This window comes from Halodesulfovibrio sp. MK-HDV (genome assembly GCF_009914765.1).
Classification (GTDB): Bacteria; Desulfobacterota; Desulfovibrionia; order Desulfovibrionales; family Desulfovibrionaceae; genus Halodesulfovibrio.
On the sequence record NZ_WYDS01000019.1, the window covers coordinates 1 to 18,242 of the forward strand.

The following is an 18,242-nucleotide window of genomic DNA, read 5'->3' on the forward strand; positions in this document are numbered from 1 at the left end:
GGAATTTGCGGGACAGACGGAATACTACAACTTTGCGCGGTGGCAGAGTGATAGTCTCGTCGGTCTGCGGGTTGCGGCCCTTACGAGCTTTTTTTGTCGTAAGCTTCAAGTTTTCCGAATCCGCTGATGAGAAGTGCGTGATCTTTTTTGATCGCGCTCTTCATGATATCTAACAGGGATTCTACGAGGTTTTTAACTTCTGCGCGGTTCCTGTCAGTTTTTTCGTAGATAGAATCTACTATGTCAGCTTTTGTAAGGGTTTTCCCTTCCATGTTATCCTCCCATTTTCGTGGGGTAACGGCTCTTATATGTGCTGCCGAATGCTGGTGGCTAAATGCTGTGCCTCTTTAATAGAGTCGTATGCTACCTGTGGCCAATGCTTCAGGCCATCATCACTGAAGCGGGGTATCAGGTGCCAGTGAGCGTGAAAAACAAGCTGACCGGCATCTGGATGGTTGTTCATGAATATATTCAACCCTGTTGCCCCCGTAGTGGCAAGTATAGCTTTGCCAACAACCTGTTGTGCTTTGATGATGGCAGGGGCAAGTTCAGCTGGAATATCAAAGATATTCGCATAATGCTGCTTAGGGATAATAAGCGTGTGGCCTTTGCTTACCGGACCAATGTCTAGAAAAGCCAATACGTTGTCATCTGAGTAAAGTTCCGCGCAGGGAATCTCACCGTTGATGATCTTGCAAAAAATACAATCTTGAGTACTCATAGTGCTGTAATGATTTTTTGTTACATTGTTCTGGTAATCGTCTGGATGATTTTATCTTTTCCAGTCATGTGCCGCGCTGTGTATATACTCAATGTCCATGAGCAATCAAGTTTTTTTACGTAATTTTATATGTTTACACTGTTGACGTGTAAATAGTCGGTTATTTTATGGGAAATTACCCCAGAACCTGCGGGCGTTTCGTCCATTTCTCAATCTTATATATTTTTTTCTTAAAGAAAAAAACTAAAAAAATTAATACATAAAGGTGGTTACGTTCGGAATGATTTTTTCTCACCCAGAACCAGTAAGCCGCAAGACACGGATTCTGCCTGTTTTCATGCCTTTTGCCGGATGCAGAACTCGGTGTGTGTATTGTTCACAAACGGTTCAGACTGGAACAGCTGAATCACAATTGGAAAATATTTACACGTTGTTGCAGCAGACTCTTGCAAGCGCGGAAGACGGTGCCGGGTACGAGGTTGCATTCTATGGCGGAACATTTACTGCAATTCCATTTGAATGGCAGGAACGTCTGGTTTCCCTTGCTGGACAATATATTGCGTCCGGAAAGGTTACAGGTGTTCGCTGTTCAACCCGTCCTGATGCTGTTGATTCAGAACGTTTATCGCAACTACGAAATTTAGGTCTTAAAACTGTCGAGCTAGGCGTACAAACCTATAATAACACAGTTTTAACCAATAGCAAGCGTGGGTATACGGAAGAGGTGATAGTAAGTGCTTGCAATATCGTTAAAAAAAGTTCTCTGAATCTCGGAATTCAGCTGCTTCCCGGTCTTCCGGGAATGGATAAAAAAATATTTCAGACCGATATAGAAAAGACATGTGCCTTGGCTCCGGCAGTTGTTCGTCTCTATCCATGTCTTGTCTTTGAAAATACTGTTTTGGCTCGCTGGTATGCTCGTGGTGAGTTTGCGCCATGGGGATTAGATGAAACAGTTGAGGCTCTGGGAATGGGGGTACTAAAGCTTTGGCAGCATGGTATCCGTGTTATCCGAATAGGAGTTGCTCAGGAAGACGGGCTGACTGACAGCCTCATTGCAGGACCTTTTCATCCGGCTATGGGGAATATGGTGCGGAGTGAAGCGTTGCGATGTTTGCTTGTTGAAAAAATGGAACAGCTTAATAAGCCGTTCTCACGACTTATTTTGCCAAAGCGTTATCAGGGTGAGCTTTGGGGGTACAAAGGGTCGCATAGAGAGTTTTGGAGTCAGCAAGGTATGTCTCCAGAAAATGCTCTGGGTTGGAAACTTCCTGTTTTTCAAATGGATTAGTTTTATATAGCTAGCTTTGAAAGTTGCTGGTTTGAATTGTGGACGAATATCTTGAATGGTTAATCCGTATATTGCTCTTGGGTGGTGTGCGGATTTTTTGCATAAAAAAAGCCGGAGGATTAAATCCTCCGGCTGGAACTGCGTTGTTTGCGCGGCTATGCGCTGACCACAGGGATGCGAACTAGTAAGAGTACTGGAAACCTAAAGCTGCTTTGAATACAGCTTCTTCGCCGGAAACAGATTTGTAATCCGGATTCAGGTAACCGAGTTCTACGATAGCTGCGAGGTTTTCGTACATCTGCCAGTTAGTATCAATGTTGAATTCCCAAGCTCTGTCTTCGTCAGTTGGGAAGGTGTCAACTACAGCAGTGCTAGAGTAATCAGATGTACCCTGCATCCATGCAACTTTAAAGTCATGAGTTACGTTCTCAATGAAGGTAACTTCAGTAATGCCGAGAACAACACCCATGGTGCCGATACCGGAAAGAGTAAATGCGTTATCTGTGGTGTCAAAGAAGCCACCGTCAGTACCGAGGTTGGTCAGAGCAAGACCACCAGCGGAGATTTCTGGCAAGTAGTTACCATCGCCTGTTTCGCTGTCATCATCACCGGATGCATACCAGAGGTCGATAGTAGGAGTGTAGTTTTCCATTTTGTAGTCAGCGTGGAGGAGTGCGTAGAAGCCACTCTGGTCACGGCTGTTAACATTGGTTAAACCAGCAGGCATGTCGGAACCGTTAGACTGACCCCAAACGAAATCAAAAGCTAAATTGAGGCGTTCCCAACAAGCTGACTGAGCAGAAACACCGAGCCACCATACGTCACGATCGTCTGTAGCTAAAGGAATGCCTAAAGGAATTCCTGAGTTAACGTCTGCGTTACGTCCGATTGTAGCGTAAGCAATGTAAGGTACAACAGTAACTGGTTCGAAGTTCAAACCACCGATGATGGTGAATACGTCGTACTTTGTTTTGCTAGTAGGTGTTGCAGGAGTGTAGTTTTCAGTATCTGCTGCACGAGCCCATGCTGCTACAACGTTGAAACGATCTGAGAAAGCGTAGTTAGCAACTACAGCTGCTACGTCGTCATCGAGAACGGGGTTGTTGTTAGCGAGGCCAGGAAATGCGAGACCCTGAAGACCCATACGAAGTGAAAGGGAAGTATGAGGCATCTGGAAATCGAGGTAGAGACGTTTAGTTTCTACGTTTACACCGTCGGTGCCGATAGCACCACCGCTTCCGCGGCCGAAGGTGTCTGTATCACCCCAACGGATGGTACCAACTTCAAGGTAGTAAACACCTTTCAGTGATTCGTTAGCGATGATGTCAATTTTGGTACGCAGACGCTGAATGGCAGTAAAGTAGTCGCCATTGCTAGCTTCGCGTGGATTTGGGTTGTCCAGCCACTCGAAAGCCATGTCGAGAGTACCGGAAGCCTTAAATTCGGTAGCTGAACTTGAAACTACGGCACCAAATACCATAGTACAAGCGAGCATCAGGATAATAATGCGTTTCATGTGTGAAAATCCTTCTTTCTTTAAAACTGCTACAAAGATTATGGTCAGTAATCTTTTGAGATTGTGGTCAATAATCCCAACACAGGTCTGAAGATGTTGTAGCGTAAAATATGGAATGCGCACAAGTTTTTTCTCATTATTTTAAGTAATTATAATAGGTCTCTAATGTCTCGACCCTGATTTGACGCGGTTTTTAGCAAGTAAAAAAAATTAAACGGGGCTAGATTTGCAGTGCTGAATGAGTGAACAGTGGTGGAAAGAGGGCGCTAAAATAAAGTCAATTTAATTAGGTAGTTATGATGTATTTAAATGAAAAGAATATAAAAAAATAAAAAAAAAGACTTGCGGGTAAATTTGAAATTACGTAGAAGCTTTTTCGCTTGAGAGAAACAGCTTTTAGCAAATGCTTATTGCATTGAAAGAAAGAGGTTGACTCATCAAGTTGGATTCACTAATTAGTGTTTCCTTATAGTGGGCGGTTAGCTCAGTTGGGAGAGCATCGGCCTTACAAGCCGAGGGTCACAAGTTCGAGCCTTGTACCGCCCACCATATAATGCGGAGCCGTAGTTAAGTCGGTTATAACGCCGGCCTGTCACGCCGGAGGCCGCGAGTTCGAGTCTCGTCGGCTCCGCCATGAAATTTTAGCGCTTAAGCGAAAGCTTAAGCGCTTTTTTCTATTTCTAGCCCTTAGTTGGCGCTTCAATGTGCTTTCTTTCAAAAGTTCTCTAGAGAACACATGAAGGCAGTCCTCCTTTTCATTGCCTGATCTTCTATCAGATGAAACAATTCTTCATTCGACTGCTTGCTTCACCTTTCCTTCCTTACTACATAAGAATCCAACAACGATATTTATTGGAGTGTGTATGCTTTCCCTTACTTTTGTTTACGAAGACACCAAGCTTGTGGTGGTAAATAAGCCCAGCGGGTTGCTTTCTGTGCCGGGAAAAGGGGAAGAAAATCAAGATTCCGTGGAAACACGAATTCGTGAGCGTTATCCGCACTGCACTAAAATCCCAACTGTTCATCGGCTTGATATGGACACTTCCGGGTTGCTTGTGCTGGCTTTGACAAAGCGTACAAAGCGTGAGCTGTCTGAGCAGTTTCAAAATAGAGAAGTAAGCAAGCGATATATAGCCCTCATTGAAGGGCAGCTTGAAGAAGAAGGCGGTACGATATCTTTGCCGCTGAGGATGGATTTAGCCAACCGGCCTTATAGTGTTGTTGATCTCGAAAATGGAAAGCAGGCTTTGACAGAGTGGCGCAATCTTGGTGTTGAAGGTGTGTATACTCGTGTAGAATTTATTTTGCATACAGGCAGAACACATCAATTGCGTCTACATGCTCTTCATGGCTTGGGTTTTCCTATTGTGGGCGACCGGCTCTATGGAAATGGTACTCAGGCAGGGCAGATGAAGCTACATGCAGCGTACCTGCGTTTTGTGCATCCTAAGACACAAGAAGTGTTAGAGTTTATTTCAGAGCCAGATTTTTAAGGGCAAGCTTACGTTGCGTGATTCTTTTCTGTAATTGCTTGGCAAAGCAGCTTTTTTTATCTGTTGAGAGCCTGTTTGATTGTAGAAAAACACGAAGCGTGCGGGGCTTGCGAAAGAATAGAGAATAAAAAAAGTACTTTTTTCAAGCTTTCTTGTTGACACCTGAGCGGGTTTTCCCTAAAACGTGTCCTCGTTGAATGGGCGGTTAGCTCAGTTGGGAGAGCATCGGCCTTACAAGCCGAGGGTCACAAGTTCGAGCCTTGTACCGCCCACCATTCGATAACGAAGCGGAGCCGTAGTTAAGTCGGTTATAACGCCGGCCTGTCACGCCGGAGGCCGCGAGTTCGAGTCTCGTCGGCTCCGCCACTTGAAAGCAAGAGGCGAAAGCTTCATACAATTGAATATATATTTTTTCTCGTAAGAGAAATGCGGAGCCGTAGTTAAGTCGGTTATAACGCCGGCCTGTCACGCCGGAGGCCGCGAGTTCGAGTCTCGTCGGCTCCGCCACTTTTTAGTAAAGCGGACTATATATAGTCTTGTTTTACGACCGAAAATTTCGGGCGGTTAGCTCAGTTGGGAGAGCATCGGCCTTACAAGCCGAGGGTCACAAGTTCGAGCCTTGTACCGCCCACCATTTTTAAGGACTGGATTTTTATCCAGTCCTTTTTTTTGTCCAATTTATGTTTGCAACGGATTTATGTTTACAGTTGCTCGATAAGAAAATGATTTGGCTCATTGACGATACGTATAGCCATGGCGTTTTTATTGTCGATAAACAGTAGGCTACGTATGTTTCTTATAGAGAAATCCGTTGAAGTAATGTTTCTTCCATATTATGTAGTACGATAGAGTTATGCTGAACACTCTGTCACAGGAATACACTCGAGTTTACTTTTGCGAAGGCTTAATGCACTTCGCTTTTTAACTTACTGTATTTTTTATTATATTTTTGAATTTTTGGAGAATAATCGAATGGCAACCGTAATTACAAGCGATAAAGCACCAGCTGCTGCAGGTCCATACTCACACGCAATCAAAGCTGCAGGTCTTGTCTTCACTGCCGGTCAGCTCGCTATTGATCCTGAAACAGGAAAAGTAGCTGGAGATGCTGAAACGCAGGCTCGCCAGACTCTTACAAATATTAAGCATGTTCTGGAAGCCGCAGGCACTTCATTGGATAGAGTCATTAAAGTTACTGTGTTTGCAACTAAGTTGGAATACTTTGCAGACCTTGCAAAAGTGTACACAGACTTCTTTAACGAGCCGTTCCCTGCACGCAGTGGAATGGAAGTTTCCCGTCTTCCAATGGATTCCATGTTTGAGATCGAAGTTATCGCTGAGAAGTAAGTTAGTTTGTGTGCATGTTGGTTCAGAATAGTTTTTGAATCAGCCAGAGTTATATGTAAACGGCAGTGACGAAAGTTGCTGTCGTTTTTTTGTTATGAGCCTACGGAAATCGAGAGTGTTGCGGGTGGATATTGTGAAGGTGCAGCCATTATATAATGTTCAGGCTCAAAAGACTTTAGTAGGTACTGTAGTTCGGAGAAAAAGTGCATAGAAGTTCGAATTTCTGTTGACTTCGGAGGGCTGTGCATATAGAAACTTCTCCATCGGGCGGTTAGCTCAGTTGGGAGAGCATCGGCCTTACAAGCCGAGGGTCACAAGTTCGAGCCTTGTACCGCCCACCATTTTTGCGGAGCCGTAGTTAAGTCGGTTATAACGCCGGCCTGTCACGCCGGAGGCCGCGAGTTCGAGTCTCGTCGGCTCCGCCACGCAAATTTAGTCCTCATACGTAAGTATGAGGACTTTTTTTATGTCCAAATTTTATCTCTTACGACTGAACCACTACCTCTGTCAGTTGTGACGCTTTCATATTGTCCTTTCTTCATCTGGTTAATTTTGCACGCAGATAAAGCCCTCTGGGATGACATCCATCATCCCAGAGGGCTTTGTTAGTCTTTATTAACAGATAATAGTCCTAAAAGGTGATATTAAATAGTATGCAACTATTTAGGATTATATATGAAATTGTTTGCGATGTGCATTGGTTAACCCAATTTTGCCCTAGCAAACAGAAAATGGTTCGGAGAATAATATGAAAAAAGTAGTAAGCATTCTCGGAAGTCCACGAATCAAAGGATCAAGCAGCCGGATTGCGGCTTCTTTTACAGAAGAGGCAAAACGTTTGGGTGCCGATATTGAGATTTTTCCTTTGAACAGTATGAAGTACCGCGGCTGTCAGGGATGTGAGGCGTGCCACACTAAGCTTGATCATTGTGCATTTGAAGATGACGGAAAAAAAGCTTTAGATTCCATGCGTACCGCTGATGTTGTGGTGTTTGCCAGTCCAGTTTACATGGGCGACACCTCAGGTCAGTTTAAATTGCTTATGGATCGTACGTGGTCGCATGTGGCGGTCGATTATTCCAAGGATTATCCTTTTGTGAATCGCATTCCTGAGGGGAAAGTTGCCGTGCTCATTTTAAGTCAGGCAAGTGATGAAAATACACATCTTGATGTTGTTGAAAGGTATACAGAAACATTAGCAATGCTTGGGTTTGACGTAAAAGTGCTTCGGGCAACCGGGCAGTCGATGGAAGTTGAGAACGATGTCTCAGTAATAGAAGCTGAAGCCTCTGCACTTGCCAGAATGTTGTGTGAGGCAAGCAACGGTTAGTTTGAAAATTTGTTTTGCAACGTGTGCAGGGTACCTATTGAGATCGTGCTTGGTGCAACATTTGTCATGTATTTAGGAGTGTTTTATTGTTGAATTACTAAAATCGCTATTGCTTTAGGAATAGTTACTGTTGTAAGAATCCTGATTCTTTAGCAGCAGATTCGTTATCTGAGGATGGAGCAGCTTTACTGGCTTCATCTGAATCTGTTGAAAAACTATTCTTAGCTGAGTGAGCGTTATATGCAGAGAAAAGATAATGTTAAGATATTTGGCACTGCGATTCTCTGTATCTGCATGACATTGATTTCGATAAGTCTTGTCGAAGTGCTTATCCGTCGGGATACAGAGCATGAAACAGCACTTATCCATGATACCCTCCTTAATACAGGCGCTTTGATCGGTCAGGAAATTCAACGCAATCTTTCCTACGGTATTGTTGTCACTGAAACACTTCATGCTCTTCTTGAATCTAATCACTATCAGGTTGCGAATTTCTCCAAATGGGGTGAGCGGTTGTTCGCTCTTGACTCTGGTGCCAGTTCTATTCAACTCGCACCAAATGGTGTTGTGTCTTACATATATCCGTTGAAAGGGAATGAGCGTGCTCTCGGGCATGACTTATTGCTTGATAAAAGACGTGATGACGGTGCCAACCTTGCAATACAGAGTCGTGAGATTACTTTTGTTGGTCCCTTAAAGCTTATCCAAAACGGTAAATATGCCGTGATTGCCAGAAAGCCTGTGTTTAGAAAAGTAGACGGTGTAGATACGTTCTGGGGCTTTACCATAGCCATTCTTTTGGTGGAAGATGTGTTGCCGGATAGAGTGCGGCAGTTGGAAAAGCAGGGATTGTATATAACGTTGGAAGGTGAGAACCCTGATTCTCAAGATCCGGCTGTGTTGTTTTCGTCGGAGAAGTGGGTTGAAGGCAATGATGTTGCCATGACTATTGAAGTCCCTAACGGTACTTGGACACTCAAGCTTGGACACGACCCTATAACGAATAAATACTACTCGTTGAGTAGGATTTTTGCAGCATTTTTCTCAATAACAATTTCGATCTATATTTTTGTTCAGCAATGCATGATGAGCGTAAAGCAGGAAGAAATTTCTTTTCTGAATGAGCGCCTCATGGAATTGTCCTTAAAGGATGAACTGACAGGTGTTGGAAACCGCAGGGCTGGCATGCAAGCGCTGGAACGTGGAATTCAAAAGTCAAAATATACGAAAAAGACATTGTCAGTCCTCATGCTTGATATTGACCTGTTCAAAGAGGTTAATGACCAACACGGACATCCGGCAGGTGATCATCTTCTAAAGCATTCTGTCTTTTGTCTTAATGCGTCAGCACAGCGGTGTAATTCTGTGTTCAGGATAGGTGGAGATGAATTTCTTATGCATCTTCCTGAGATGGGATTGGATGAATGCATGGATGTTGCCGATGCCATTCAAAAGTTTGTGGAGAAGATGCCTTGCGAATATGGGGGAACTGAATTGCCCATGAGCTTTTCAATCGGTCTTGCGGAGCATCATCCTGACGAGACAATTGATTCCTTGTTGCACCGCGTGGACATAAAGCTTTACGAAGCAAAGAACGCCGGTAGGAATATGATAAAATATTAAAAAAAGCCTTCATACAAATGTATGAAGGCTTTTTTTGTTCTTAATTCGACGTTGCAACTTGGGGCTGGCTGGTTCGCCATTTAACAAGGCCGTGGAGTAAGAGTGTTCCCACAACCAGAGTGCCCCCTTCGACAGCTCTCTGGCTCGGCATTTCGTTAAGGCAGAGCCATATCCATAGCGGGCCTATTGCTGTTTCTAAAAGCATCAGCATGCCTACTTCTGCTGCCGGAATGCGTTTAGGGCCTAAGGTTATGAGGACGAACGATATTGGAACGATGATGATGCAATGCAGGAGCATCCATCCCCATCCGTTATTGATAATTTCCATCGGCTGTCCCGCAGCACCGCTGATACATGCTGTAATAGCTCCCGAAAGAATAAGACCGGGCGTCATGTCTCTCGTACCGGCCGCACGATCGCTTACAAACTTACCTGCTAAAGCAATGCTGCATCCCAGCCCGATTACGTCACCGATAATGTTAGGGCTGTGCCATGAATCTAAAAGTACCCACGATATTCCTATCATTGATACAAAAATGGCTACCCATGTTATGGGCGGCGGGTTTTCTTTAAGAAAAATCCGTCCAAAGACTGCCGCAAACAGCGGCTGGGTACTGATCATAACCAAGACGTTTGTTACTGATGTTAGTGAAATGGCAGAAACAAAACAAATAGTGCTGACAGTAAAGAGCAGTGCCGATCTGATCAAAGCACGGTCGAATGATAAAATAGGCTGCTTTGGGAGGCTGTATCGGCACCAGAGGAAAACCATAAGGCTTAAGAGAAGCCCTCGCCAGAAGAGCAGGTCAAACGATTGTGCTCCTATGAGCCGGATCATAAGAGAATCGAAGCTCAGTACAAGCACGCCTAATGCGGTCAGGAGTAGGCCTTTCATATATTCAGAATGCATTTGTGTCTCGAAGCTGAAGTTGGCAGGTATCGTGTACCTTGCATGGTCTTACTGCGGGCGGAAATACTCTTTTTTCAAAATCAAGTCACCAGATATTCAGGAAAAAGCTTTTGAAAATATAGTGCAGTCGAAGCAGGGGAATGAAATCTTCGGAAATATTTTGTTTTTAGAATGAGGTAGTTGAGGGGGGCGGTTGTAACACAGTGTCCACCATCTCAAAAGGTGGTGTTGCGATTATAAAGAAGACTCGTTTCTTTAAACGAGCGAGATGACGACAAAAAAGTTTCGAGCGTATGTTCATTATAAAACAGATAGTTATGAATTTTTTTGAACCTACGCTCATTTTTTCTGTTGACTTTGAGAAGCGGATGCATAAATTGTGAGTACTTACTAACCGAACAGGAGAATTTGTGGGCAGACGAAAAATAACCCGTGTTGTCAGGAGGATGCCCCATGTGGTGTTTTACAAGCCGCAGGGAATTCCGATGATGGACTTAACAACATTAGAGATATCTGTAGATGAGTTTGAAGCACTACAGTTGATCGATGCCGAAGGGTTTTTGCAAGAAGAAGCTGCCACACAAATGGGTGTTTCCCGTCCTACACTCGGACGCATTTTAGCAGGAGCACGAAAAACAGTTGCGACTGCCCTTTCAAACGGATGCGCCATTCGAGTTGAAGGTGGAGACTATAAATTTGAAGCAGACTTACAAGCTAAGAACGAAACAGGACAGCCTTGTTGTTCTGGTGGTAAGCAAACAGAGAGGTAAGCCCGATGCACAGTTACGTGTGCTTGCGGCGTTAAAAATGACCATTTTCTGATGCAACGACATCACCAAGGAGTAACACGATGGAATCAATTAAAATAGCAATCAGCACCAATGGCCCAACACTTGATGATACTGTTAACCCTCGTTTCGGACGAGCGCCTGGTTTTTTGATTGTAGATTCTCAGAGCCTTGAGTTTACTTACTTGGATAATGGTCTTTCACAGACAATGTCTCAAGGGGCAGGCATTCAGGCTGCTCAGAATGTAGCAGGTAGCGGCGCACAGGTTGTGCTTACCGGTTATGTTGGTCCTAAAGCCTTTACAGCACTTGAAGCAGCGAAAGTTCAGATTGGACAGGACGTTGAAAACATGACTGTGCGTAAAGCAGTAGAAGAATTTAACAGTGGCAATATCACTATTGCTTCCACACCTAACTCTCAGGGCAAAAGTGGAATGAGCGGCGGGGCTGCTCAGTCTACTCAGCAGGCTCAACCTACTCAACCGGCTCAGGGAGCTGGTCAGGGTGCCGGTCGCGGACAGGGCGGCGGCGGACGTGGTCAGGGTGGCCAAGGCGGCGGACGTTGTGGCGGCCAAGGTGGCGGTCAGGGCGGCGGCCGTAAAGGCGGAGGTCGTTTCTAGTGATTATTGCAGTGGCTAGCGGCAAAGGCGGTACTGGTAAAACAACAGTTACAGCTGCATTGGCAGCGAACTGGAAAACCCCCGTTGCTGCGGTTGATCTGGATGTTGAAGAGCCTAATCTTCATCTATTTTTACATCCTAGCATCACCGGAACAGAAAAAGGTTATATCGAAATTCCCGAAGCAGACGAGAGGATGTGCACCTCTTGTGGTGCCTGTGCTGAGTTGTGCCAGTTTAAGGCAATTGCATTAATTGGGGATACGTTATTAACATTTCCTGAAATGTGTCATGGTTGTGGCGGTTGTATTGCTGTGTGTCCAACCGGTGCATTAACAGAGAGTTCTCGCGAATTGGGCGAGCTGTGCCATGGCACTTCCGGTGATATTGCGTTCCATATGGGTCGACTTCGCATCGGTGAGGCGATGTGTCCTCCACTAATGAAGTTGGTTAAGAACGAAGTCTTCTCATCCTATGAGAATGACTCTCGTGACGTTATACTAGATTCTCCTCCCGGTGCGAGTTGCCCTGCGATTTGCGCAGTGGCAGATGCGGACTGCGTAGTACTGGTAACGGAGCCGACCCCATTTGGATTTTACGATTTTAAAATTGCTTACGAAGCCTTTTCTGTTTTCAACAAGCCAACGGGTGTTGTTGTAAACAAAGCTGGCATCGGCGACATGCAGGTTTATGCCTTCTGTGAAGAACACAATATCCCTATCTGGGCGGAAATTCCGTACGATAGAGGCATTGCAGAAGCGTATTCTATGGGATCAGTAATTACAGAAGCTGTTCCTTCACTTAAACCTGTGTTCGAAGAGCTGACCCGTTCTATTCAGGAGTCCGTCCATGCATGAGATTCTCGTAATCAGCGGTAAGGGCGGAGCTGGTAAAACATCAGTTACCGGTGCCTTTGCCCACCTTTCAGACAATGCAATCCTTTGCGATCTGGATGTTGATGCACCGGATTTCCATCTTCTCAGCCAGCCTGAAAAGTATCAGACTCATGAGTTCTGGTCCGGTTATGAAGCTCATATCCGTCAGGACGATTGTATGCAATGCGGTGACTGTTTAGAACGTTGTCGTTTTGATGCAATCAAAGAAGAAGATGGGCTGTATACAGTTGACCCGATCAAGTGCGAAGGCTGTAAAGTCTGCGTTGCTTTGTGTCCGGGTGACGCTATTGATTTTAATTTAAAAAAATGTGGCGAATGGTACAGATCACATACCCGTTTCGGGCAGTTGGTTCATGCACAGTTGTATCCCGGAGAAGAAAACTCCGGCAGACTGGTAGCACTGCTGAAAGATGAAGCTCGTAAGACCGCCAAAGAGTATGGCTACGAGATTATGCTTGCAGACGGCGCACCGGGCATCGGCTGTCCTGTTATCAGCTCACTTTCCGGAACTGATCTTGCCGTGTTCGTAACCGAGCCGACTCCATCGGGCCTGCACGATTTAGAACGCGTTGCCGCATTATGTGACCACTTCCGAGTTAAAGGATGTGTGGTCATCAATAAATACGATTTAAATACCGACATGACAGAAAAGATTGAATCATTCTGCGAGCAAAAGGGGTACCCAGTTGCTGGTCGAGTTCCGCATTCCAATGCTGTTACAGCAGCAATGGTGGAGCGTAAGACCGTTACAGAATATGATTCATCTATGTACACTGATTTTGCCGGTATCTGGAACAATGTACTCTCACAGCTGTAATTACCCTTGCAGCACCGAATTTTTGACAGGTTACAAGGAGACAATATGTCCTCAACTCTCGTAGCAGTTCCATCTGCAGCACCAGGTGGACTTGAAGCAGGCGTAGACGCACACTTTGGCCATTGCCAGATGTACACCCTTATTTCCGTAGAAAACGGCAGCATTGCTAATGTTGAAATCATTCCTAACATCCCGCATGAGCAGGGTGGCTGTATGGCTCCTGTTAACTACCTTGCAGGCCACAAAGTTCAGGCTATCATTTCCGGTGGCATGGGCATGCGTCCTCTGATGGGCTTTAATCAGGTTGGTATCGAAGTTCTGCACGGCAACGGCGCAGCAAGCGTTCAGGATGCAGTAAGCGCATTCATCGCTGGTACTCTTCCACATTTCTCTCAGGAATTCACTTGTGGCGGCGGCGCAGACCATAGTCACGACACAGAAGGCTGCGGCAGCCACTAGAAAAAATATTGCATAGGGTCTGGAACAGGTAATGCGTGCGAGCTGGAAAACAGCGCTGCAAGTTTAGGCTTTCTGAGTTTGCATTTTCTGGCCGCGGATACGGGTTTCCAATCCCTCCAAACCTATTTGCAACGCAATCGATGGCAACATCGAGCAACTACCGGAGTTTTCTTTAAATAAATGGATTTCCTCTGCTGAGGATTATTGCTGCACGGCATTCGCCAACGCAAGTTTTCGTCGTCAGCCAGAGGCTTTTTGTCGGATATACTGATTTTATCCGGTAGGTTTGCAACAGAAAACGAGATGTTTATCATCTCGTTTTTCTGCGTTTGCAGGGTAGCAGTTGTGCCGCCTTGTCTGCCAGCTGTCCCTGCGCCTATCTTTTCTTGCTGTTCTTGCATTCAGTGCCTATATACCTTTCGGTGCAGAGCGGTGAATTCCGCCATATTGAGCGCAAGGAGATGCGAGTGTTTATCCCATTGGATACGTGTACAGATGAGTTTTCTGAAGAAGCATCCGCATTCGGACATTGTGTCGCGTGTGGTGTTTCGCATTCGCTACCGTACGGTCATGCGAAATTTTATGCACATGAATTGCGGCAGCAGCTTGAGGCTAAAGGCGACATGCTTCTCCCTATTCCCGACGGTGTTGCGGATCAGCAGAAAATTCAGGCACAGGTGGACGCACTTGCGGGAAACCCTCGCTACAGTATGGATTATTTATGGGGCTCCGCGCTAGGGCAGATGCTTGGCGTTATGGTTTGTAGAACGCAGGATGGTACCGTGGGTGTTGTGCGTGCTTTTTCCGGTCAGTATGACAGGTTGTATGAAATCCCCGGCTGGGCACCACCAGTAATGGATTTAGCGCAGTACAATGCGGTAAATTCTGTGGGGAATAAGATCGTTAACGATTATACGGATCAGATTAATGCTCTTGCTCCTTCTGATAAGGCACTTCTGCAACAGCTTAAGCAGGAGCGAAAAGCTCGCTCTCGTTCTTTAATGGATGAACTGTACGGATTGTATATTCTGGGGAATTTTTCAGGCGGGCAAAAGCCGCTTAAAGAAGTTTTCTACAGCAAACAGGGTATGCGAACCGGTACGGCAGATTGTTGTGCTCCTAAGCTGATTCATTATGCGCAGCAGAATCAGTTGACTCCGCTTGGAATCGCAGAGTTTTTCTATGGAGCTGAAAATAAATCGCAAACGCGGCAGCACGGTAAATTTTACGAAGCGTGTGAAGAAAAATGCCAGCCGATTCTCGGCTTTATGCTTTGCGGGTTACAATAACGATGGATAAGTTTATGTTTGAAACATATGATGCGTCGCATCTTTCAATAGACGTTTTATACGCAGATGAACATTGCGTAGTAGTATATAAGCCTGCGGGGCTGCTTTCTGTACCCGGAAAAGGGCCGGAAAAAGCTGACTGTGTTGTCAGCCGAGTGCGCGAAATGTTTCCCGGATGTATTGAACATCCAGAAGCGCATCGCCTCGATATGTCTACATCCGGCATTCTGATTCTTGGGCTTACAACTGAAGCCAAGCGCGATTTGTCCACAGAATTTCGTGAACGTCGCGTAGGGAAAAAGTACGAAGCAATTCTTGATGGTGAAGTGCGCGGGGACAGTGGTACAATTGATCTGCCATTGCGTCTGGACTGGTTTAACAGCCCTATTCGCATTTATGATCCACTTCAGGGTAAGCGTTGTCTTACGTTGTGGGAAAAGCTTGATTACTCTGACGGGCAGACTCGAATGTCGTTTGACCTCGTTACAGGGCGTACACATCAGCTTCGTGTGCATTCATCCCATAAATTCGGGCTCGGATGTCCAATCGTCGGGGATAATCTGTACGGCACACGTAACCCCGGTGAACGTCTTATGTTGCACTCTCGTTATTTAAAGATTGCACACCCTACTTCCGGTGAAACTCTTGAATTTGACAGAGCACCTGATTTTTAATTTATTGTAGTATGCCGCGATGAGCTGATGTGTTGCATACATTGCAGTGCCTTGGTTCAAAAGGCTTGCGTATATACTTCGGGAGGATGCTAATGCTGACATTTAAGTGTGCCGCGTGCCGTAGAAAACTCTGGAAGTATTTTAAGATCGGCAAGGGCGAAGTCGTCCGATGTCATAAAGATCGGATAAAAAAAATCTTTGAGATAGATGAACGCGACGGGAAGGTGTTTTGCCTGTGCGGGCGTCCTATCGGAGTAGATAAAGAAGGGCATTACAGAATGATCCGCAATGCCTGCACATACTCCGGAACAAAAGATCCGAAGAAATAAAAAAAAGGAAAGGGTACTCCCTTTCCTTTTTTTGTGTTCGGTGAACTTTACGCTAGACTTCTTCTTCCAGTGCTTTTTTCATAATTTCAATGACGTTGCCGCGTTCCTGCGCAAGACGTTTCCATTTTTTCTTTTCTTTCTTAGTTGCTTCGATTGTATGAAGCAAATCTCGTATCGTCTGTGCAGGGTAGCCGTAGCTTTGTGGTTCTTTGCGCAGCTCTTCATCATTGCGTTGGCGCAGTGCAGTCAGTTGATTAGCATTTAAAATCATAAGCACATCCTCTCAGGTTGATGACAAACTCGCACAAGGACACATATCTCGGGGATAGGTACTGTACAGCTTAAAAATACACCGCCTGTTGGCTGTCAGTTCAGGAAGCTATTTGAAATGCATACGTTTTCCTATGTATTTCAAAATGATTATTTCCGGAAACGTTCAGGCAACTACAAGCAGAATCAGCAAGATTCCTGCCCGCTCGGGTGCGTCTTTCGTTGCATCGTGTTGTCTCAATCTGCCTAAAAAAGGCTCTGTCGGTACTCTGTAGCTTTTACAGAGAGCGATCGGGGCAGTTAGTTATATGGCATCGTTAAGAGAACCATTATCATGACTGTATACTGCCTGTACTTTTTATACTTATCAACCTTAGCAGGCTATATTCATTTTTCTTTTGTAGAGCGTTCGTTCAATGCCGCGCCCTCGGCGCCTGAAGGTTCATACTCATCAGCTTTTCCGTGCGGAATTGTATCTTTTGCTTTTGGCATAATGAGCCGTACACCGCGTTCGAAAAAGAGATACTCGAACGACCAGTTAATAAATACAATGATGCGGTTACGGAACCCAATAAGATACAGCAGGTGAACAATGAGCCATGTCACCCATGCGAAGAAGCCTGTGATCTTGAATTTTCCAAGATGAACAACTGCGCTGGATCGCCCGATGGTGGCAAGTGAGCCTTTGTCGAAGTAGGAGAACGGCTCAAGCTTTGTACCATCAAAAAGATTCATGAGGTTTTTGGCTGCCAGTGCGCCCTGCTGAATTGCGTTTGGGGCAACAGTCGGGCCAATGACTGGAGTGTCTCCATCCATCGGTAACGCAAGGTCTCCGGCAACAAATACCTCAGGGTTATCTGCGAGATTAAGCTCAGGTGTTGTTATAATGCGGTTTGCATGTCCTAGCGGCATCCCCATTTTTTCGGCAACATTGTTGCCGCGAATACCGGCTGTCCAAAGGACTGTTCGTGTGGAAATGACATCACCGGATTTCAGGGTGATTTTGTCCGCTTCAACCTGCACCACATGCTGTTTGTAGTTGCCGTGCACATCAAGATGCTCAAGTCTTTTTTTTGCGTAGCTGCGTAATTTTTCAGGAAAGCCTTTAAGAGGGCCGTCTTCTCCCTCGATGAGCATGATTTTTACATCACTCTTATCGAGTCCTCTAAAATCTCTGCGCAGTGAAGTGTGCACTAGTTCGGCAAGAGCGCCCGCGTATTCAACGCCTGTTGGGCCGCCGCCTACAATCGCAAAGGTGAGCAGTTGTTCCCGTATTGCAGGGTCTGGCTCGTGCTGTGCGTATTCGAAGCAGGAAAGAATATGGTTACGGATGTCGATGGCTTCTTCCGCACTTTTGAGCGAGAAGGCAAACTCCTCTGCACCGGGAACGCCGAAGTAGCTGGTCACGCTGCCGAGAGCGATAATAAGACCATCATAGTGGATAGGTCCTACATCGCTGAGGAGAACTTTTCTTTTTAAATCAAGTCCGGTCACCTCGGCCATGCGGAAATCTACATTCAGCATTTTACGGAAGGTTCCGCGGAGTGGATATGAAATTTGCTCCGGCTCCAGGCCTGCGGACGCAACTTGATAAAGCAGAGGTTGAAATAGATGATAGTTGTTACGGTCGATAACTGTAACTTGGTATCCATCTTTTTTTCCGAACTCTTTTGCGGCCCAGAGTCCAGCGAATCCACCGCCTAGAATAACAATTTGCTTAGCTTTACTGCTGTGTTCTGACATGACTACACCATTGTGCGTGATTGTTTACTATATTTATGAATCTGGAATTGTAGCATACAAGTTACAAGATGGTCCTTCTATACCTATGTATGATTTTACCAACAGTGTATAGAGTTTTTTACGGCAATG

18 protein-coding genes, 8 tRNA genes and 1 pseudogene are annotated in these 18,242 nt (G+C 45.4%); 21 read left to right on the top strand and 6 right to left on the bottom strand.

The features are described from left to right. Both MKHDV_RS14430 and MKHDV_RS14435 read right to left on the bottom strand, forming a co-directional pair. Positions 1 to 272, bottom strand: a pseudogene (locus MKHDV_RS14430) (integration host factor subunit alpha); the annotation flags it as partial. A gap of 32 nt (positions 273 to 304) precedes the next feature. Further along, positions 305 to 721 (bottom strand): HIT family protein, encoded by a 417-nt coding sequence (locus MKHDV_RS14435; protein ID WP_160716516.1) that lies wholly within the window; start codon positions 719 to 721, stop codon positions 305 to 307. Positions 722 to 1,001: 280 nt separating this feature from the next. Here MKHDV_RS14435 and MKHDV_RS14440 point away from each other — a divergent pair, with 280 nt between their 5' ends. Beyond that, on the top strand, positions 1,002 to 2,012 hold the full coding sequence (locus MKHDV_RS14440; RefSeq protein ID WP_160716518.1) for an elongator complex protein 3: 1,011 nt from the start codon (positions 1,002 to 1,004) through the stop codon (positions 2,010 to 2,012). Positions 2,013 to 2,193: 181 nt separating this feature from the next. Here MKHDV_RS14440 and MKHDV_RS14445 read toward each other — a convergent pair whose 3' ends face one another. Then, positions 2,194 to 3,528, bottom strand: a complete 1,335-nt coding sequence (locus tag MKHDV_RS14445) for an outer membrane homotrimeric porin (RefSeq protein ID WP_160716520.1) — start codon at positions 3,526 to 3,528, stop codon at positions 2,194 to 2,196. Between the two features lie 473 nt (positions 3,529 to 4,001). Between MKHDV_RS14445 and MKHDV_RS14450 the strand changes: the two genes are divergently transcribed. The 12 genes from MKHDV_RS14450 to MKHDV_RS14505 all read left to right on the top strand — a co-directional run bounded on the left by MKHDV_RS14450 (position 4,002) and on the right by MKHDV_RS14505 (position 9,321). Further along, positions 4,002 to 4,077, top strand: a tRNA-Val gene (locus tag MKHDV_RS14450). A gap of 8 nt (positions 4,078 to 4,085) precedes the next feature. Further along, positions 4,086 to 4,162: transfer RNA gene (locus tag MKHDV_RS14455), tRNA-Asp, on the top strand. A 229-nt stretch (positions 4,163 to 4,391) separates the two neighbouring features. After that, entirely contained in the window at positions 4,392 to 5,021 is a 630-nt protein-coding gene (locus MKHDV_RS14460) for an RluA family pseudouridine synthase (protein ID WP_160716522.1), read from the top strand. Between the two features lie 199 nt (positions 5,022 to 5,220). Then, positions 5,221 to 5,296, top strand: a tRNA-Val gene (locus MKHDV_RS14465). A gap of 14 nt (positions 5,297 to 5,310) precedes the next feature. Further along, a tRNA-Asp gene (locus tag MKHDV_RS14470) sits at positions 5,311 to 5,387 on the top strand. 64 nt (positions 5,388 to 5,451) lie between these two features. After that, positions 5,452 to 5,528: transfer RNA gene (locus tag MKHDV_RS14475), tRNA-Asp, on the top strand. A gap of 51 nt (positions 5,529 to 5,579) precedes the next feature. Continuing rightward, positions 5,580 to 5,655: transfer RNA gene (locus MKHDV_RS14480), tRNA-Val, on the top strand. Positions 5,656 to 5,993: 338 nt separating this feature from the next. Next, positions 5,994 to 6,368 carry a Rid family detoxifying hydrolase gene (locus MKHDV_RS14485; protein WP_160716524.1) on the top strand — a complete coding sequence of 125 codons (375 nt, stop codon included), beginning with the start codon at positions 5,994 to 5,996 and terminating at the stop codon, positions 6,366 to 6,368. 265 nt (positions 6,369 to 6,633) lie between these two features. Next, a tRNA-Val gene (locus MKHDV_RS14490) sits at positions 6,634 to 6,709 on the top strand. A 7-nt stretch (positions 6,710 to 6,716) separates the two neighbouring features. After that, a tRNA-Asp gene (locus tag MKHDV_RS14495) sits at positions 6,717 to 6,793 on the top strand. Positions 6,794 to 7,116: 323 nt separating this feature from the next. Continuing rightward, positions 7,117 to 7,698 (top strand): flavodoxin family protein, encoded by a 582-nt coding sequence (locus tag MKHDV_RS14500; protein ID WP_160716526.1) that lies wholly within the window; start codon positions 7,117 to 7,119, stop codon positions 7,696 to 7,698. Positions 7,699 to 7,938: 240 nt separating this feature from the next. Continuing rightward, entirely contained in the window at positions 7,939 to 9,321 is a 1,383-nt protein-coding gene (locus MKHDV_RS14505; RefSeq protein WP_160716528.1) for a sensor domain-containing diguanylate cyclase, read from the top strand. A gap of 40 nt (positions 9,322 to 9,361) precedes the next feature. On the opposite strand, the gene MKHDV_RS14510 is transcribed toward MKHDV_RS14505, so the two are convergent. After that, the gene (locus MKHDV_RS14510) at positions 9,362 to 10,231 is read right to left on the bottom strand and encodes a DMT family transporter (protein ID WP_160716530.1); all 870 of its coding nucleotides are present in this window, start codon (positions 10,229 to 10,231) and stop codon (positions 9,362 to 9,364) included. A 446-nt stretch (positions 10,232 to 10,677) separates the two neighbouring features. Between MKHDV_RS14510 and MKHDV_RS14515 the strand changes: the two genes are divergently transcribed. From MKHDV_RS14515 to MKHDV_RS14550, 8 genes are all read left to right on the top strand, one after another. Next, positions 10,678 to 11,001 carry a DUF134 domain-containing protein gene (locus MKHDV_RS14515; RefSeq protein ID WP_254060493.1) on the top strand — a complete coding sequence of 108 codons (324 nt, stop codon included), beginning with the start codon at positions 10,678 to 10,680 and terminating at the stop codon, positions 10,999 to 11,001. Positions 11,002 to 11,081: 80 nt separating this feature from the next. Further along, entirely contained in the window at positions 11,082 to 11,639 is a 558-nt protein-coding gene (locus tag MKHDV_RS14520; RefSeq protein ID WP_174239247.1) for a NifB/NifX family molybdenum-iron cluster-binding protein, read from the top strand. Continuing rightward, positions 11,639 to 12,493: a P-loop NTPase gene (locus tag MKHDV_RS14525; protein WP_160716534.1), complete on the top strand. Its 855-nt coding sequence runs from the start codon at positions 11,639 to 11,641 to the stop codon at positions 12,491 to 12,493. Before MKHDV_RS14520 ends, MKHDV_RS14525 begins: the two co-directional genes overlap by 1 nt. Beyond that, positions 12,486 to 13,349: a 4Fe-4S dicluster-binding protein gene (locus tag MKHDV_RS14530; RefSeq protein WP_160716536.1), complete on the top strand. Its 864-nt coding sequence runs from the start codon at positions 12,486 to 12,488 to the stop codon at positions 13,347 to 13,349. The genes MKHDV_RS14525 and MKHDV_RS14530 overlap by 8 nt, the downstream gene beginning before the upstream one ends. 45 nt (positions 13,350 to 13,394) lie before the next feature. After that, the gene (locus MKHDV_RS14535; RefSeq protein WP_160716538.1) at positions 13,395 to 13,808 is read left to right on the top strand and encodes a NifB/NifX family molybdenum-iron cluster-binding protein; all 414 of its coding nucleotides are present in this window, start codon (positions 13,395 to 13,397) and stop codon (positions 13,806 to 13,808) included. Between the two features lie 467 nt (positions 13,809 to 14,275). Next, positions 14,276 to 15,097 (top strand): hypothetical protein, encoded by an 822-nt coding sequence (locus MKHDV_RS14540; RefSeq protein WP_160716540.1) that lies wholly within the window; start codon positions 14,276 to 14,278, stop codon positions 15,095 to 15,097. A gap of 14 nt (positions 15,098 to 15,111) precedes the next feature. Further along, positions 15,112 to 15,771, top strand: a complete 660-nt coding sequence (locus MKHDV_RS14545; RefSeq protein ID WP_160716542.1) for an RluA family pseudouridine synthase — start codon at positions 15,112 to 15,114, stop codon at positions 15,769 to 15,771. Positions 15,772 to 15,863: 92 nt separating this feature from the next. Continuing rightward, complete coding sequence (locus MKHDV_RS14550) at positions 15,864 to 16,100, top strand: hypothetical protein (RefSeq protein WP_020000856.1); 237 nt, start codon at positions 15,864 to 15,866, stop codon at positions 16,098 to 16,100. 52 nt (positions 16,101 to 16,152) lie between these two features. On the opposite strand, the gene MKHDV_RS14555 is transcribed toward MKHDV_RS14550, so the two are convergent. Further along, positions 16,153 to 16,371, bottom strand: a complete 219-nt coding sequence (locus tag MKHDV_RS14555; protein ID WP_160716544.1) for a hypothetical protein — start codon at positions 16,369 to 16,371, stop codon at positions 16,153 to 16,155. Between the two features lie 386 nt (positions 16,372 to 16,757). Beyond that, positions 16,758 to 18,113 carry an NAD(P)/FAD-dependent oxidoreductase gene (locus tag MKHDV_RS14560; protein WP_160716546.1) on the bottom strand — a complete coding sequence of 452 codons (1,356 nt, stop codon included), beginning with the start codon at positions 18,111 to 18,113 and terminating at the stop codon, positions 16,758 to 16,760. Between the last annotated feature and the right edge of the window lie 129 nt (positions 18,114 to 18,242).

What these genes read in the sequence shown, in the direction of transcription:
- MKHDV_RS14435 (WP_160716516.1), bottom strand. Translation starts at nt 721, where the DNA reads ATGAGTACTCAAGATTGTATTTTTTGCAAGATCATCAACGGTGAGATT.
- MKHDV_RS14440 (WP_160716518.1), top strand. Translation starts at nt 1,002, where the DNA reads ATGATTTTTTCTCACCCAGAACCAGTAAGCCGCAAGACACGGATTCTG.
- MKHDV_RS14445 (WP_160716520.1), bottom strand. Translation starts at nt 3,528, where the DNA reads ATGAAACGCATTATTATCCTGATGCTCGCTTGTACTATGGTATTTGGT.
- MKHDV_RS14460 (WP_160716522.1), top strand. Translation starts at nt 4,392, where the DNA reads ATGCTTTCCCTTACTTTTGTTTACGAAGACACCAAGCTTGTGGTGGTA.
- MKHDV_RS14485 (WP_160716524.1), top strand. Translation starts at nt 5,994, where the DNA reads ATGGCAACCGTAATTACAAGCGATAAAGCACCAGCTGCTGCAGGTCCA.
- MKHDV_RS14500 (WP_160716526.1), top strand. Translation starts at nt 7,117, where the DNA reads ATGAAAAAAGTAGTAAGCATTCTCGGAAGTCCACGAATCAAAGGATCA.
- MKHDV_RS14505 (WP_160716528.1), top strand. Translation starts at nt 7,939, where the DNA reads ATGCAGAGAAAAGATAATGTTAAGATATTTGGCACTGCGATTCTCTGT.
- MKHDV_RS14510 (WP_160716530.1), bottom strand. Translation starts at nt 10,231, where the DNA reads ATGCATTCTGAATATATGAAAGGCCTACTCCTGACCGCATTAGGCGTG.
- MKHDV_RS14515 (WP_254060493.1), top strand. Translation starts at nt 10,678, where the DNA reads ATGCCCCATGTGGTGTTTTACAAGCCGCAGGGAATTCCGATGATGGAC.
- MKHDV_RS14520 (WP_174239247.1), top strand. Translation starts at nt 11,082, where the DNA reads ATGGAATCAATTAAAATAGCAATCAGCACCAATGGCCCAACACTTGAT.
- MKHDV_RS14530 (WP_160716536.1), top strand. Translation starts at nt 12,486, where the DNA reads ATGCATGAGATTCTCGTAATCAGCGGTAAGGGCGGAGCTGGTAAAACA.
- MKHDV_RS14535 (WP_160716538.1), top strand. Translation starts at nt 13,395, where the DNA reads ATGTCCTCAACTCTCGTAGCAGTTCCATCTGCAGCACCAGGTGGACTT.
- MKHDV_RS14545 (WP_160716542.1), top strand. Translation starts at nt 15,112, where the DNA reads ATGTTTGAAACATATGATGCGTCGCATCTTTCAATAGACGTTTTATAC.
- MKHDV_RS14550 (WP_020000856.1), top strand. Translation starts at nt 15,864, where the DNA reads ATGCTGACATTTAAGTGTGCCGCGTGCCGTAGAAAACTCTGGAAGTAT.
- MKHDV_RS14555 (WP_160716544.1), bottom strand. Translation starts at nt 16,371, where the DNA reads ATGATTTTAAATGCTAATCAACTGACTGCACTGCGCCAACGCAATGAT.
- MKHDV_RS14560 (WP_160716546.1), bottom strand. Translation starts at nt 18,113, where the DNA reads ATGTCAGAACACAGCAGTAAAGCTAAGCAAATTGTTATTCTAGGCGGT.